This window comes from Rhodopseudomonas sp. AAP120 (genome assembly GCF_001295845.1).
Taxonomy (GTDB): domain Bacteria; phylum Pseudomonadota; class Alphaproteobacteria; order Rhizobiales; family Xanthobacteraceae; genus Rhodopseudomonas.
Map to the genome: position 1 here is coordinate 12,031 of NZ_LJIC01000170.1, position 14,837 is coordinate 26,867.

The following is a 14,837-nucleotide window of genomic DNA, read 5'->3' on the forward strand; positions in this document are numbered from 1 at the left end:
CCAAAGCGCGGCCAAGCGCTTCAGGCCGCAAGCGAACGGGTTTCCGGAACGGCATGCCCCAGAAGGTTCGAATCGCACTGGACGCCATGGGTGGTGATTTCGGTCCATCGGTCGTGGTGCCAGGAGCCGCGATCGCGCTCGGTCGACATCCCGATGCGGAATTCCTGCTGTTCGGTGACAGCGCCGCGATCGAGAAAGAGCTGGCCGCACATCCCGCGCTCCGAAAGGCTGCGCGCGTCATCCACACCGACGTCGCGGTGGCGATGCACGACAAGCCGAGCGTGGCGCTGCGGCGCGGGCGCTACAAATCGTCGATGTGGCAGGCGATCGAGGCAGTGAAGAAGGGCGAGGCCGACGTCGCGGTGTCGGCCGGCAACACCGGCGCGCTGATGGCGATGGCGCGATTCTGTCTGCGCACGCTGCCGGGAATCGACCGCCCGGCGATCGCCGCGACCTGGCCGACGATGCGTGGCGATTCGGTGGTGCTCGATCTCGGCGCCACGATCGGTGGCGACGCTCACCACCTCAAGGCGCTGGCCGTGATGGGTGCCGCGATGGCCAGCGTGCTGTTCGATCTCGAGCGCCCGACCGTCGGCCTGCTCAACATCGGCGTCGAAGAGATCAAGGGCGGCGAGGAAATCCGCGAGGCCGCCGAGCTGCTACGCGCGATGGATTCGCGGCGGTTCGAATTCATCGGCTTCGTCGAGGGCGACGGCATCGGCAAGGGAGCCGCCGACGTCATCGTGTCGGAGGGATTCTCCGGCAACATCGCGCTCAAGGCCGCGGAAGGAACCGCTCGCCAGCTCAGCGAATATTTGCGCGCGGCGATGTCCCGGACCTGGCGGTCGAAGATCGGCTATCTGTTCGCCCGCGACGCCTTCAAGGCGCTCAAGGAGAAGATGGACCCCAACAAGTCCAACGGCGGCGTCTTCCTGGGTCTTAACGGAATCGTGGTCAAAAGCCACGGCGGAACCAGCGCGGACGGCTTTGCCTATGCGGTCGATGTTGGTTATGACATGGTCCGCTACGATCTCCTGACCAAGATCAATCAAACGCTCAATCGTGAAGCTGGCGCGCTGGTCTCGACGCCGCCCGCGCAGGAGGCTGTCTCGTGACTGTGGTACGTTCGGTTGTGCTGGGCTGCGGGGCCTATCTTCCGGAGCGGGTCCTCACCAACGCCGAACTGGCCGCGAAGGTCGACACCTCCGACGAGTGGATCGTGCAGCGCACCGGCATCCGGGAGCGCCACATCGCCGCCGAGGGCGAATACACCTCGCATCTGGCCACCAAGGCGGCGCAGGCGGCGCTCGCCAATGCCGGCATCGACGCGCAGTCGATCGACCTGATCGTGCTGGCGACGTCGACGCCCGACCACACCTTTCCGGCGACGGCCACCCAAGTGCAGGCCGCGCTCGGCATTCACCACGGCGCCGCGTTCGACATCCAGGCGGTGTGCTCGGGCTTCGTGTTTGCCGTGGCGACGGCTGATAACTTCCTGCGCGCCGGCTCTGCCAAGCGCGCGCTGGTGATCGGCGCCGAGACCTTCTCCCGCATCCTCGACTGGAATGACCGCGGAACCTGCGTGCTGTTCGGCGACGGCGCGGGCGCGATCGTGCTCGAAGCGCAAACCGGGTGGGGCACCTCTGCGGACCGCGGCGTGCTGACCACGCATCTGCGCTCCGATGGTGCGCACAAGCACAAGCTCTACGTCGATGGCGGACCATCGACGACGCAAACGACCGGCCATCTGCGGATGGAGGGGCGCGAGGTCTTCAAGCACGCCGTCGGCATGATCACCGGGGTGATCGTCGATGCGTTCAATGCCAGCGGCACCAGCGCCGACAATGTCGACTGGTTCGTGCCGCACCAGGCTAACAAGCGCATCATCGATGCATCAGCGCAGAAACTTCATATTGCACCGCAGAAGGTGGTGATGACCGTGGACCGCCATGGCAACACTTCGGCGGCTTCGATTCCGCTGGCGCTGGCCACGGCGGTGGCCGACGGACGCATCCAGAAGGGCCATCTGGTGCTGCTCGAAGCGATGGGCGGCGGCTTCACCTGGGGCGCCGCGCTGCTGCGCTGGTAGTTGCGCGTACAAATTTAACAGCATTTCCATCGCGTTCCGTGTTATTCTGAATGTTGGCGGAGGTTGACCGCCGATTGTTAAACCCTTAGTTTCAGCACGGATTTTTCATTTCGCCGTGAGGCGGGGCGGGCGATGACCGGGACCGGAAGAACAGTTACACGTGTCGATCTATGTGAGGCCGTCTACCAGAAGGTGGGATTGTCGCGCACGGAATCGTCGGCATTTGTCGAACTGGTGTTGAAGGAGATCACCGACTGCCTGGAGAAGGGCGAGACGGTGAAGCTGTCGTCGTTCGGCTCGTTTCTGGTACGGCAGAAGGGACAGCGGATCGGGCGCAATCCCAAGACCGGCACCGAGGTGCCGATCTCGCCGCGCCGAGTGATGGTGTTCAAACCGTCGGCGATCCTCAAGCAGCGTATCAACGCCAATGGCGCCGCAGGCACGTCGACGTCGTCGGCGAGCACCGCGACTGAGGACAAGACCGAGTCCGCCGGGTCGGCCTCGGGCACCTGACGAGGAGACTGCATTTGGACAAAGCGCCGGATGCATTCCGAACTATCAGCGAAGTCGCCGACGAGCTCGACATTCCGCAGCACGTGCTGCGGTTCTGGGAGACGCGCTTCACGCAAATCAAGCCGATGAAGCGATCGGGCGGCCGGCGTTACTACCGGCCGGACGACGTCGATCTGCTGAAGGGTATCCGCCGTCTGCTGTACGGCGAAGGCTACACCATCCGCGGTGTTCAGCGCATCCTCAAGGAGCACGGCATCAAGTCGGTGCAGCGGCTCGCCGACAGCGAGGCGAGCGCGACCTTCGGTGCCGTCGAGGAAGCGATTGGACGCACCGTTGCCGAAGAGGACTACGAGCCGGCGCTCGGCCGCGGCATCGATCTCGATGATGATGACTACGAGGGCGAGGACGAGGGCCTCGACCTGCACGCCGCGATGGCCGAGCCGGATCTGCGTCCTGCGCCGGCGCCCGCCGCACGTCCTGCGCGCCAGGACACTCGTCCGGAGACGCGGGCGGAGCCGGCGTTCGACGAGCACGATTTCGAGGTGCCGGCTTTCGATTCCGGCGACGACGAGGATGACGATCCTCATCCGGCCCCGACGGCGGCGCCATCTCGGCTCAAGCTGCCACCGCTGGACCTGCCGCAGGCGCGTCCGGCTCCCGCGCGGCCGGCGGTCGACCTCGCGCCGCTGCGAGCCGTGCTGCAGGATCTGATCGCCTGCCGCGAGGCGCTTGATGCTGTGATGAAGGACGGCTGACGGGGCGGTTTCGGTGGCCCGGCGGGCCGAATTGACGCCACCCGCCTTGCGCGTCGGGCCAATCGAAGCTACAGCATCAGGGCCGAAACGGCATCGGAGCGTGGCGCAGCCCGGTTAGCGCACTAGTCTGGGAGACTAGGGGTCGAAGGTTCAAATCCTTTCGCTCCGACCATTTTCTACTCGAAGAATCAACAATAAGCGGACGCAGCACGCTCACCATCTTCGCGTCGAGCAACTGTCGCGCCGTCAGCGGCGGCATCCGCACCATCGCGGGGGGCGATATCGACGCCGGCGAGGCTGGCATCCGCGTCCCCAGCAACATCAGCCTCGCGGCTCATTCAGGCGATCGAACGCGTCAATCGTGCAACCGCAATGCAAGCGGCATCGGTCGTCTGCTGTCGTGCATGGATGCGCGTGATCGTGCTGTTGTGGAATCCCCGGATGTCGGCGGCGAAGAGACCGCTGAGGACCAGGCGGAGGCCGGCAGCCGAGGCGCTGCGTTCATCAGGATCGCCGTGCCGGCATCCTCACGCACGCCGGCGCCTCACAGCTCCTGAAGCCGGTTCGTGTCGAGCAGCCGGCTAGTGTAGGTCTTGATCGTGTGGAAGGCCGCGACGGGATTGTGGCTCAGCACGCGATCCTTCACCACCAGCGTCGTCACCGGCGCTTCGGCGTGGCGGATGAACAACGAGTCATGGCCGACGCAGAGTCCCATGATGATGTTGAGCTGGGTCTTCTCGCGATTGAGTAGCCGCGCCTGCAGCACCGGATTGCAGCAGGCCTCGTGGCCGCATTTGATCTTGAGCTCTTCGGGAATGCCGACTTCGGTCTTGTCGATCGAGCCGACCTTGCACAGCGCGGTGCGCGTCTCGAAGCCGGCGAGGCGAAGGATGTCGACCAGGATCTTGGTCTCGTCGATCAGGCCGATGCAGGTGGCGATGCCGATCCGCTGCGCGCCGATGCGCCGGGCGAACGCCACGGTCTCTTCGATCCGGTTCAGCTTGCAATAGTACAAGCCCTCGACCTCGGCGGCAGCCCGGGCCAGCGTGCCGTCGAGACCATCGCCAGCATAGAGATCGACCAGCTCGGCGCGTTCTTCGCCAGCGAGATCGGTGGTGGCGCAGATGCCGGGATAGCGCTTGTCGTGGCGATAGCAATTGTATTGCCCGCACTCCGAGCATGTAACGACGTCGGGCTTCGGCTTGGCCATCGCTAAGATCCTGATGTTGGCATGTTCGATCGCGAACTAGCCGAGAGCAGCAGCGTGCGCAATTCGACGCTCGATCGATGAGGACCACGCGGGTGCAAGCAGGCGTGGCGCGGGAGTGAGTTGACCTCCTGCGATGCGTCGCGATGGAATGATATTCGCGCTCCGGACGTCTTCACTCATCAAGCGCTGGCGGGCGGCGGTGATCTTCTCTGTTCGGCGAGACATTTGAAATCGCGTTTCATTGACCGATTAGTCGCGACCGCACGATCATGTGCGTACGGACTTTAACGGAAGCGGTCGCGCCCGCGAGCGCCCGTCGTCCCGAGCGGCAATGCTGGTGGTCACGGCGCCGGCTCGGGACGACGCGTGTGCTTCCGCATCATGATGTGAAGGGGACTCCATGAGCAACCACACTGGTCATCGGCTGAGCCGGCGCTCGCTTCTGCTCGGCGCCGGAGCCGGCGCGCTGATTGCGCCGCTCGGCGTGCAGGCCTTTCCCGGCCGCCCGGCACCGTTCGATTTCGAGAATGCCCCGATCTGCCGAACGGCGGGCGAGGCGACGCCGCTGACCGGCGCGCCGCGCAAGCTCAAGCTGTCGTGGAACGCCAACGCGGTGTGCTCGGTGCAGGTCCCGGTCGCGGTCGACTACGACTTCTTCAAGAAACAGAACCTCGACGTCGAACTGGTGAACTTCTCCGGCTCGACTGATCAGTTGCTCGAAGCCATCGCCACCGGCAAGAGCGACGCCGGTGTCGGCATGGCGCTGCGCTGGCTGAAGCCGCTGGAGCAGGGTTTCGACGTCAAGATCGTCGCCGGCACGCATGGCGGCTGCCTGCGCGCGATCGCGCCGACCAAGTCGGACATCACGAAAGTCACCGACCTGAAAGGCAAGGTGGTGGCGATCGACGACCAGGCCGGGCCGAGCAAGAACTTCTTCGCGATCCAGCTCGCCAAGGCCGGCGTCGACCCGAACAAGGATGTCGACTGGCGGCAGTATCCGGGCAATCTGGTGCGGCTGGCGGTCGAGAAGGGCGAGGCGCAGGCGGCGCTGTCGTCGGATCCGCTTGCCTACGCCTTCCTCAAGGACGGTGAATTCCGCGAGATCGGCTCCAATCTCGACGGCATTTATCGCAATGTCAGCTGCTGCATCGTCGGCCTGCGCGGTTCGCTGCTGCGCGACGATCCGCAGGTCGCGCGGGCGTTGACTCAGGCGCTGCTCGACGCGGCTGAGTTCTCGTCGAGGAATCCGGAAAAGGCGGCGAAGTCGTTCCTGCCTTACGCGCCGAAGCTCGTCACCGAAGACGATCTGCGCGAGCTGATCAAGTATCACACCCACGATCATCATCCGACCGGCGCCCATCTGAAGCAGGAGCTGAAGCTCTACGCCGATGATCTCAAGGTGGTATCGGTGATCAAGCCCTCGACCGATACGACGAAGTTCGCCGACAAGATTTACGCCGACGTATTCAAGGTGTGAGGGACCGATGTCCGAAGCGCTCGATCTTCCTGTAGGCGCCTCGTCGGCCGGCAGCCTGTCATTGCTCCGCGCCGTACGCGGTCATTTTGCCGGGTTCGCCGCGAGCCTCGCCTGGCTCGCTTTCGGCCTGTCCTGCCTGTGGCGGGAGGATGTCGGCGACTGGTCGCGCACCCAAGAGGTGGCGATCGCCGCGCTGGTGATCGCGGGCGCTGTGGCGCTGGCCGCCGTGGCGGCATTCTGGTCGCGGCGCGTCGCCGACACGGTGCAGAGGCGGGCGCCATGGCTGGTGCTGCTCGGCGTCTGGTTTGCGGTCTGGGAAGTTCTGACCGCGAAGCTCGGCCTGCTGCCGTTGCCGTTCTTCCCGCCGCCGCAGGCGATCGTCGAGGTCTATACCGACGATCTGCCAAAACTGTTCGACAGTGTATTCGCCTCGGTCAAGCTGCAGCTCGGCGGCTATGCGATCGGCGCGTTCGCGGGCTTCGTCACCGGGGTGTTGATCGGCTGGTCGCGGGCGATCGGCTACTGGGTGCACCCGGTGCTGCGCTTCATCGGGCCACTGCCGGCGACGGCGTGGCTGCCGATTGCGTTTTTCGCGTTTCCGACCAGCTGGAGCGCTTCGACCTTCCTGATCGCGCTCGCCACCGGCTTTCCGGTGACGGTGCTGACCTGGTCAGGCGTCGCCAGCGTCAGCAACGCGTATTACGACGTGGCGCGCACGCTCGGCGCCAAGCCGTCGTTCCTGGTGTTCAAGGTGGCGATTCCGGCCGCGCTGCCGCACGTCTTCGTCGGCCTGTTCATGGGCCTCGGCGCGTCGTTCGCTGTGCTGGTGGTTGCCGAGATGATGGGCGTCAAGTCGGGGCTCGGCTGGTACCTGCAATGGGCGCAGGGCTGGGCGGCCTACGCCAACATGTATGCGGCGCTGCTGGTGATGTCGCTGCTGTGCTCCGGCGCGATCACGGCGCTGTTCAAACTGCGCGATCGTCTGCTCAGCTGGCAAAAGGGTGTGGTGAAATGGTGAGTTCGCTGGCGGTGAAATACGAGGCGCCGGTCGCCGGCGCCTCCCTCGAGGTCGACGACGTCAGCCACCACTTCGACATCGACGGCAAGCCGCTGCCTGTGCTCGATCGCGTCTCGCTCAACGCACGGCCCGGCGAATTCGTGGCGTTGCTCGGCCCGTCCGGCTGCGGCAAGTCCACGCTGCTGCGGTTGGTGGCGGGACTTGAGCCGCCGCGCTCCGGCAGGCTGCTTGAAGATGGCCGCCCCATCACCGGTCCGAATCCGTCACGCGTCGTGGTGTTTCAGGACCCGACGCTGTTTCCGTGGCGCACGGTGTGGAAGAACGTCGCGCTCGGGCTCGAGGCGCAAGGCATCATCAAGTCCGAGCGGCACCGCGTCGATGCGGCGCTGCAACTGGTCGGCCTGTCGGGCTTCGCCAACGCCTATCCGCATCAGCTTTCAGGCGGTATGGCGCAGCGCGTGTCGCTGGCGCGCGCGCTGGTCAACGATCCGGATATCCTCATCCTCGACGAGCCGCTCGGCAAGCTCGATTCCCTAACGCGGCTCAGCATGCAGACCGAGATCGTGTCGCTGTGGCAGCGCAACGGCTTCACCACGCTGCTGGTGACGCATGATGTCGAGGAGGCGCTGTTTCTGGCGCAGCGCGTGGTCGTGTTCAGTGAGCGGCCCGCCAGGCTGAAGGCGGACATCGCGGTCGATCTGCCATATCCGCGCCACCGCGGCGATCCCGTGCTCGCCGATTTGCGCCGGCAGATTCTCGGCCTGCTCGGGCTCGACGCCACTTGGTGAGCCCCCAGCCGCACAAGCTACGCGATTTCGTCGTCGCGTTCACCCGCTTGATCGACCGCGCGCCGCAGGAAGTGGAGGCGCTCGGCGAGGGGCGGCTTCTGCTCGCCGATCTGGTGAGCAAGGACGACTGGCTGCCGGATGCTTACGCGCAGCCGCATCCGCAATACTATCAGCAGTATCTGCTGCACGCCGATCCGCTGGAGCGGCTGTCGATCGTCAGCTTCGTCTGGGGTCCGGGGCAGCGCACGCCGGTGCACGACCATACGGTGTGGGGACTGGTCGGCGTGCTGCGCGGCGCCGAACTGTCGGAGAGCTACACGCCGCGTGCGGAAGGGGGCTTCGAGATCGGGCCGACGGAGCGTATCGAGGCCGGCGAGGTGGTTGCGGTGTCGCCGCGCATCGGCGACATTCACGCCATCGCCAACGCCTATGACGATCGCCCCTCGATCTCGATCCACGTCTATGGCGGCAATATCGGCGCGGTCCGTCGCTCGGTGTTCGATCCGGTGACCGGCGAGCGCAAGCCTTTCGTGTCCGGATATGCCAATGCCGCGGTCCCTAATCTGTGGGACCGCTCCAAGGAGTAGACCGACGTGATGCCGATGTCTGATTTGTCCGCAGGGATCCGCCAGTGACACGTCGCGTGTCCTTCGCCGAGGTTCGCGCGGCGCTGATCGAAGGCCGCGAGATCGCGCTGCTTGATGTCCGCGAGGAGGGGCCGTTCTCGCGCGGTCATCCGCTGTTCGGGGTGCCGCTGCCGCTCGGCCGTATCGAACTCGACGTACTCGACCTGGTGCCACGGCGCGATGCACCAATCGTGCTGTATGACGACGGCGAGGGGCTGGTCGCGCGCGCTGCGGCGAAGCTCGCCGAACTGGGTTACAGCAACGTCGCCGAGCTCGAGGGCGGTCTTGACGGCTGGCGGCGCGCCGGCGGCGAGTTGTTCATCGATGTCAACGTGCCGAGCAAGGCGTTCGGCGAACTGGTCGAGTCGACGCGGCACACGCCGTCGCTGCCGGCCGCCGAGGTCGAGCGGCTGATCGCCCGCAATGCCGATGTCGTCGTGCTGGATTCCCGGCGCTTCGAAGAATATCGCACGATGTCGATCCCGACCGGCACCAGCGTGCCCGGTGGCGAGCTGGTGCTGCGTGTCCAGGATCTCGCGCCGCGTCCCGAGACGACCGTGATCGTCAACTGCGCCGGCCGGACGCGCTCGATCATTGGTACGCAGTCGCTGATCAATGCGGGCATTCCCAACAAGGTGTTCGCGCTGCGCAACGGCACCATCGGCTGGACGCTCGCAGGCCTGCAACTCGACCACGGCGCCGAACGACGCTTCCCCGACCTGTCCGACGAAGCGCAGCGGCTGGCCCGCCAGCGCGCGCAGGTGTTGGCGCAGCGCGTCGGGCTGCAGACGATCGACCGCGTCACGCTCGATCGCTGGCGCGATCGTCGCGACGTCACGGTGTATCTGCTCGACGTCCGCACGCCGGAGGAATTCGCTGCCGGCCACCTGCCTGGCTTTCGCTCGGCGCCTGGCGGGCAATTGGTCCAGGCGACCGACGAATGGGTCGGCGTCCGACACGCGCATCTGGTTCTGTTCGACGACGATGGCGTTCGTGCCACACTGGCGGCATCGTGGCTGATCCAGATGGGCTGGCGCAACGTCTACGTGTTGCCGGGGCCTTTCGAGGGTGAACTCGAAACCGGGGCGCGTCTGCCACGACGGCCGCCGCTGCCGAACCACGGGCTTCCGACGCTGACGCCTCAGGCGCTCGCGGCCGAGCTCGCGCAATGGACGGTGATCGACCTCGCACCGAGCCCGCGCCACGCGGCCGGGCATATTCCCGGCGCGTGGTTCGCGGCGCGGGCGCGGCTGGCCGAGGCGTTGTCAGTGCTGCCTGGCGAGGGGCAACTGGCGCTGACGTCGTGGGACGGCGTGCTGGCGCAATTCACAGCCGGCGAGCTGCGGGCACTGACCGATCGACCGATCGCTTTGCTCGGTGGCGGCACGCAGGCGTGGGAGGCGGCCGGCCCGCCGCTGGAGCGCGGCATCACGCATGCGGCGCATACGGTCGACGATGTCTACAAGCGGCCCTATGAGGGCACCGACAACGCCGCTGCGGCGATGCAGGCGTATCTCGATTGGGAATTCGGTCTGGTCGACCAACTCGCTCGCGACGGCACCCACGGTTTCCGGGTGCTGTAACGCAACGTCGTCCGGATAGTAGTTCTGCTGAAGCCCGCCGAGACGACGGCTCACACGATGAAACGCCTTGCAGCCGAGTCGTTAGTTGATCTGCGCCGTCTCGGCCGAGCTTGTGCCAGCCATCTCCGTCTGTTCTCGACCCTCCCACAGCGAAGATCGTGGATGCCCGGCACAAGGCCGGGCAACACGCGGAGAGGCAGGGTTCGATTTCGTAAGGTCAGTCGGCGCGGCCTCACTGGCGGATCGTCGGCGTTCTCAGGATCCGCGCGGCACCCAGATCTTCACCGCGTCGGTCTTCACCTTTGTCGGGATCAGCCCCTCGGTCAAGAAAGCGTCGGCGATCTTCTGCTGCTCGGCAAGGCCATCCGGCGTGACGCGACCGACCGCGTAGGAACGGTGGCTGTTAGCCTCCTCGACGATCGGCGCCTCGATGCTCCACAGGCCGGCCAGCAGCGTTGCTGCCTCTTTCGGGTTGGCTTTGACCCAACGTCCGGTCTGCGCAAGCTGGTCGTAGATGACGTTCAACACGTCGCTGCGTTTCTCCGCATAGGAGGCCGACGCGAGATAATAGCGCTTGTAGCTGGCGAGGCCATCCGACCCGTCGGCCAGGATCCGGGCGCCGGTCTGGTGCCGGGCGCTGGTGTAGAACGGGTCCCACGCCACCCAGGCGTCGACATTGTTGCTGACGAAGGCGGCACGGCCGTCGGCAGGGGCCAGATACGCCGGCGTGATGTCCTTGAAGGTGAGGCCGGCCTTGGCGAGCGCAGCCAGCAGCAGATAGTGGCTGCCGGCACCCTTGGTCACCGCGACGCGCTTGCCCTTGAGATCGGGCAGCGTCTTGATCGACGACGACTGCGCGACCAGGATGGCTTGTGCGGCCGGCGAGGCTGCTTCCTCGGCCACATAGGCGAGCTGCGCGCCGGCGGCCTGCGCGAAGATCGGCACGGTGTCGGCAACGTCTGCGCCGAAATCGATGCTGCCGACATTGATCGCTTCCAGCAATGGCAGACCGCTGGTGAACTCATGCCAGGTGATTTTCACGCCGAGCGGAGCGAGGGCCTTCTCCAGTTCGCCGTTCGATTTCAGCACCGCGACCAGCGTCGAGGAGCGCTGATAGCCGATCCGGACCGTATCGGTTGGCGACTGCGCCCGGCCGGGCAGCGTGGAGAGTGCGATTGCGGAGGCGGCGATCGTCGACACCAGAAATGAACGTCGGGAAGTCATCACGGATCCTTGCCAGGAGAAGCGGCATCGGGCGGCCGAACCGCATGGGGGAGTTACAGAATGTCCGAGGAATGAGTGCTGTTGGCAATTCTGCACTTCTGCGAAATGCAGATCGCTTGTACTTCGCGCCCACCTGCTTTGAGAAACTCGTTCTTCACGGCCGAATAACGAGCGTAGGTCGGCAGTTCGCCTGCGCGACGCGCGCTCAGGCGGAAACGCCTGCGGGAGAGCGGGCGTGCTCGGCCGAAGCGATCGGCAGCGCAGTGACCGACTTGATCTTCTCCATGGCAAAGCGCGATGTGACGTTCTTCAACGCGGCGGCGCCGATCAGCGTTCGGTAGAACTGATCGAAGCTCTTCATGTCCGGAACGACGACGCGAAGCACATAGTCGAAATCGCAGGCGAGCCGATACATGTCGACGATCTGCGGCATCGCCTTCAATGTGGCGGCGAACGAGGTCTGCCATTCCTTGGAATGATCGCCGCTTTCGATGAACACGAACACCGACAGGCCCAGTCCGATCTTGTCCTGATCGACCAGCGCAACGCGCCCGGTGATCACACCTTCCATCTGCAGACGCTGGATACGTTTCCAGCAGGGCGTCGACGACAGGCCGACCTGGTTGGCAACGTCCGCGACCGACAGCGTGGCGTCCTCCTGCAGCAGCCGCAGGATCTTGAAGTCGACTCGGTCGAGCGCGCGGGATGTTTCAGGGGGAGCTGAGTTCATCGGGATGGATCACGAACCTGATTGGGAAATGCGCCGGCGCAGCCGCGTGTCTGCCGATCTAACGGCGGTTCGTGAGATATGACAATCGGGCCGGACAAAATCGAAAGAAGCTTCCACGTGACGTAGTGTCCGAAGAACGGCAGACTAATCAGATCGTCACCGACGATACAAACTCTCCTTTGCGTGGAAGCGAGAGGTGCGGTGCGGTTTCAACGGCAGCCGACCACGCGGGGAACACGGATCGGCGCCACTGCACGGCGCCGATCCGCGAGTGATCGAGATCAGGACGCCGGCGACCACTTCCAGACGATGTCGCGGACATTGATCGGCTTCGGGATCAGCCCGAGCTTGTGGAAGCGATCGGCGGTCTGCTGCTGCTCGGCAAGAACCTTGTCGGTCACCGGCGTCACCTCGAACACCGAGCGGGCCACGAAAGTCGTCACGACGGCAGGATCGACGCCGGTCGCCGTCGCTAGCGACCTGGTGATCTCGTCGTGATGAGCGTTGGCCCACTGCGCCTCCTTGGCGAAGGTCTGGTTCAGCAACGCGACGACGTCGCCATGTGCGTTGGTGAACTCACGATTGGCGAGGAAGAAGCCAATCGACTCGTGGGCGTCGCCGGCAAAGCTCAGCACGCGGGCGCCGCTCTTCTCGGCGAGCGCGAGATAAGGGTCCCAGATCGCCCACGCATCGACCGTGCCGCCGGCAAAAGCCGCAGTGCCGTCGGCCGGCGGCAGATACACTGCGGTGACGTCGGTGAATTGCAGACCGGCTTTTTCCAGGATCGCGACCGCGGTGTTGTGCGCGCTCGATCCCTTCGGAATGGCGAGGCGCTTGCCTTTGAGGTCGGCGACCGACTTGATCGGCGAGTTGGCCGGCACCACGATGCCCTCGTTCTTGCCGGAGCCGGGCAGGGCGGCGACATAGAGCAGGTTGGCCGTCGCCGCCTGCGCGAAGATCGGCGGTGTATCGCCGGTGTAGCCGAAATCGATGTTGCCGGTGTTGAGCGCCTCGAGCAGCGGCGGGCCGAAGGCGAACTCGACCCACTTCACGGTGAGGCCCTTGTCTTTCAGCGCGGCCTCGAGCGAGCCACGCTCCTTCACGGCCGGCTGGATGCCGGCTTTTTGGAAGCCGATACGCACTTCCTTCAATTCGGCCGCCGAGGCGGCGCCGAGAGAGGATGCCGCCAGGGCGGCGAAAGCAAGGGCGAACAGTGATCTGCGCGAAGTCTTCATGGCCTGCTCCAGTGATCATTGCGGGGCGATCATTAGAGGTGGGAACGCGGCCGAGTTGAATTCCAAAGATCGATGCGACGCGTTAGGACCATGCTTCGCGGCACCAGCCGCATGGCAGGGAATAGGCGTCAATCATGTTAGTGGTCCGCCATCGGCGCAGCGGACTAACCGTGCTTGGCGCTGGGCACGCTGACTTCGGCGAGGCGCACGAGATCCTCGTCGCGATCGATTGCGACGTAGCTGCCCTGCCAATAGGCCAGCGACGCCTTGCGCGGCAGCGTCGCGGTGTGAACGACGCGGCCGATCAGGATCGCATGGGTGTGGCGCTCGATCAGTTCATCGAGTTCGCATTCGATGCTGGCGAGCGCGCCGGACAGCACCGGCGCGCCGGAGATCCCGGTACTCCACGCGCCGACGCCGAACCGAGCCGCGCCCTTGAAGCCGCCTTTGCCGGCGAAGCGTTCGCCGATCTCGATCTGATCCGCCGCCAGGATGTTGACTGCGAATGTCCGGCTTTCCGCAATTTGCGGGCCGGCCGAGGAACTGCGGTTCAGACACACGATCAGTGCCGGCGGCGATGCCGACAGCGACGTGACGGCCGTGGCGGTCATGCCGACGCGGCCGCTGCCGGTGCCGGCGGTGATGATGCTGACCCCGCTGGCGAGTTGCCGCATCGCATGGGCGAAATCCGCCGGCGAGGCCGAGCGTAGACAGTCGTCGATGGCAACATTCATGGCGGCAGCCTCACAGCTCAAACGCGCCCTCCGAGCCCTTCAGAAGGTCGCGCAGGATCTCGCCTTCCAGCGCGGCGAGTTCGGCCGAGCCGCGCTGGCGCGGGCGTGGCAGGTCGATCAAGAGATCCTTGGCGATGCGGCCGTCCTCGATCACCAGCACGCGATCGGCGAGCGCTACCGCTTCGGCAACGTCGTGCGTCACCAGGATGGCGGTGAAGCCCTGGTCCTGCCAGACCTGTTCGAGCAGACGCTGCATGGCGATGCGCGTCAGCGCGTCGAGCGCGCCCAGCGGCTCGTCGAAGGCGAGCACGCGCGGCCGGCTCACCAGCGCCCGGGCCAGCGCAACGCGCTGCTTTTGGCCGCCCGACAGCACCGCCGGCCATTGTCCCCGCTTGTCGTCGAGTCCGACTTCGATCAGCGCCGCATCGGCGCGTGCGCGGGCATCCGGCGAATTGCGTTCGGCGCCGAGTCCGACTTCGACATTGGCGAGCACGCGCGCCCACGGCAGCAGCCGCGGCTCCTGAAACATGACGCGGACATCGCCCGGCAGCTTGTCCTCGCCAAAGCTGATATGACCGGCGGTCGGCGTCTCCAACCCGGCGATCAGGCGTAGCAGCGTGCTCTTGCCGCACCCGCTGCGCCCGACGATGGTGACGAACTGACCGGCCGGGATCTGCAGATCGATGCCGCGTAGCACGTCGTTGTCGCCGAACGATTTACGCAGGCCACGGATGTCGAGCGGCAGCGCCGGCGTCGCGGCACGGGCCGGCGCTGCTTCTTTGACTCGGGGAGGGTCGGCTTCGCCGAGGCGTTGCCGCTGGCTGGCGGCGAGAAACTGCAGCGCTTCCATCATCG

The 14,837-nt window shown here is 65.6% G+C and carries 15 protein-coding genes and 1 tRNA gene; 10 read left to right on the forward strand and 6 right to left on the reverse strand.

Features of this window, described 5'->3' with window-relative positions:
* Positions 1–53 precede the first annotated feature (53 nt).
* The 5 genes from plsX (at position 54) to IP86_RS23735 (ending at position 3,529) form a co-directional block, all read left to right on the forward strand.
* Complete coding sequence (gene plsX, locus IP86_RS23715) at positions 54–1,115, forward strand: phosphate acyltransferase PlsX (RefSeq protein ID WP_054164900.1); 1,062 nt, start codon at positions 54–56, stop codon at positions 1,113–1,115.
* Positions 1,112–2,089 carry a beta-ketoacyl-ACP synthase III gene (locus IP86_RS23720; protein ID WP_054164901.1) on the forward strand — a complete coding sequence of 326 codons (978 nt, stop codon included), beginning with the start codon at positions 1,112–1,114 and terminating at the stop codon, positions 2,087–2,089. Before plsX ends, IP86_RS23720 begins: the two co-directional genes overlap by 4 nt.
* A 132-nt stretch (positions 2,090–2,221) precedes the next feature.
* Positions 2,222–2,602 (forward strand): integration host factor subunit alpha, encoded by a 381-nt coding sequence (locus IP86_RS23725; RefSeq protein ID WP_054164902.1) that lies wholly within the window; start codon positions 2,222–2,224, stop codon positions 2,600–2,602.
* Between the two features lie 14 nt (positions 2,603–2,616).
* Positions 2,617–3,357 (forward strand): MerR family transcriptional regulator, encoded by a 741-nt coding sequence (locus IP86_RS29745; RefSeq protein ID WP_054164903.1) that lies wholly within the window; start codon positions 2,617–2,619, stop codon positions 3,355–3,357.
* Positions 3,358–3,451: 94 nt separating this feature from the next.
* Positions 3,452–3,529 (forward strand) — tRNA-Pro (locus tag IP86_RS23735).
* A 372-nt stretch (positions 3,530–3,901) separates the two neighbouring features.
* Here IP86_RS23735 and IP86_RS23740 read toward each other — a convergent pair.
* Complete coding sequence (locus tag IP86_RS23740) at positions 3,902–4,567, reverse strand: DUF1847 domain-containing protein (RefSeq protein ID WP_054164904.1); 666 nt, start codon at positions 4,565–4,567, stop codon at positions 3,902–3,904.
* Between the two features lie 400 nt (positions 4,568–4,967).
* Between IP86_RS23740 and IP86_RS23745 the strand changes: the two genes are divergently transcribed.
* Genes IP86_RS23745 through IP86_RS23765 form a run of 5 tightly spaced genes read left to right on the forward strand, consistent with a single transcriptional unit; the run spans position 4,968 to position 10,059 of the window.
* Positions 4,968–6,044, forward strand: coding sequence for an ABC transporter substrate-binding protein (locus IP86_RS23745; RefSeq protein WP_054164905.1), 1,077 nt, complete (start codon positions 4,968–4,970; stop codon positions 6,042–6,044).
* Positions 6,045–6,051: 7 nt separating this feature from the next.
* Positions 6,052–7,062, forward strand: coding sequence for an ABC transporter permease (locus IP86_RS23750; RefSeq protein ID WP_054164906.1), 1,011 nt, complete (start codon positions 6,052–6,054; stop codon positions 7,060–7,062).
* Positions 7,056–7,850, forward strand: a complete 795-nt coding sequence (locus tag IP86_RS23755; RefSeq protein WP_054164907.1) for an ABC transporter ATP-binding protein — start codon at positions 7,056–7,058, stop codon at positions 7,848–7,850. The genes IP86_RS23750 and IP86_RS23755 overlap by 7 nt, the downstream gene beginning before the upstream one ends.
* On the forward strand, positions 7,847–8,437 hold the full coding sequence (locus tag IP86_RS23760; RefSeq protein WP_502694014.1) for a cysteine dioxygenase family protein: 591 nt from the start codon (positions 7,847–7,849) through the stop codon (positions 8,435–8,437). Before IP86_RS23755 ends, IP86_RS23760 begins: the two co-directional genes overlap by 4 nt.
* 44 nt (positions 8,438–8,481) lie before the next feature.
* Entirely contained in the window at positions 8,482–10,059 is a 1,578-nt protein-coding gene (locus IP86_RS23765) for a rhodanese-like domain-containing protein (protein WP_054164909.1), read from the forward strand.
* 255 nt (positions 10,060–10,314) lie between these two features.
* On the opposite strand, the gene IP86_RS23770 is transcribed toward IP86_RS23765, so the two are convergent.
* The 5 genes from IP86_RS23770 to IP86_RS23790 form a co-directional block, all read right to left on the reverse strand.
* Positions 10,315–11,283 carry an aliphatic sulfonate ABC transporter substrate-binding protein gene (locus IP86_RS23770; RefSeq protein WP_054164910.1) on the reverse strand — a complete coding sequence of 323 codons (969 nt, stop codon included), beginning with the start codon at positions 11,281–11,283 and terminating at the stop codon, positions 10,315–10,317.
* A gap of 205 nt (positions 11,284–11,488) precedes the next feature.
* Positions 11,489–12,013, reverse strand: a complete 525-nt coding sequence (locus IP86_RS23775; RefSeq protein WP_054164911.1) for an Lrp/AsnC family transcriptional regulator — start codon at positions 12,011–12,013, stop codon at positions 11,489–11,491.
* Positions 12,014–12,294: 281 nt separating this feature from the next.
* Positions 12,295–13,248, reverse strand: a complete 954-nt coding sequence (locus IP86_RS23780) for an aliphatic sulfonate ABC transporter substrate-binding protein (protein WP_054164912.1) — start codon at positions 13,246–13,248, stop codon at positions 12,295–12,297.
* A gap of 164 nt (positions 13,249–13,412) precedes the next feature.
* Positions 13,413–13,982: a flavin reductase family protein gene (locus IP86_RS23785; protein WP_054164913.1), complete on the reverse strand. Its 570-nt coding sequence runs from the start codon at positions 13,980–13,982 to the stop codon at positions 13,413–13,415.
* Positions 13,983–13,992: 10 nt separating this feature from the next.
* The gene (locus IP86_RS23790; protein WP_054164914.1) at positions 13,993–14,835 is read right to left on the reverse strand and encodes an ATP-binding cassette domain-containing protein; all 843 of its coding nucleotides are present in this window, start codon (positions 14,833–14,835) and stop codon (positions 13,993–13,995) included.
* Positions 14,836–14,837 lie beyond the last annotated feature (2 nt).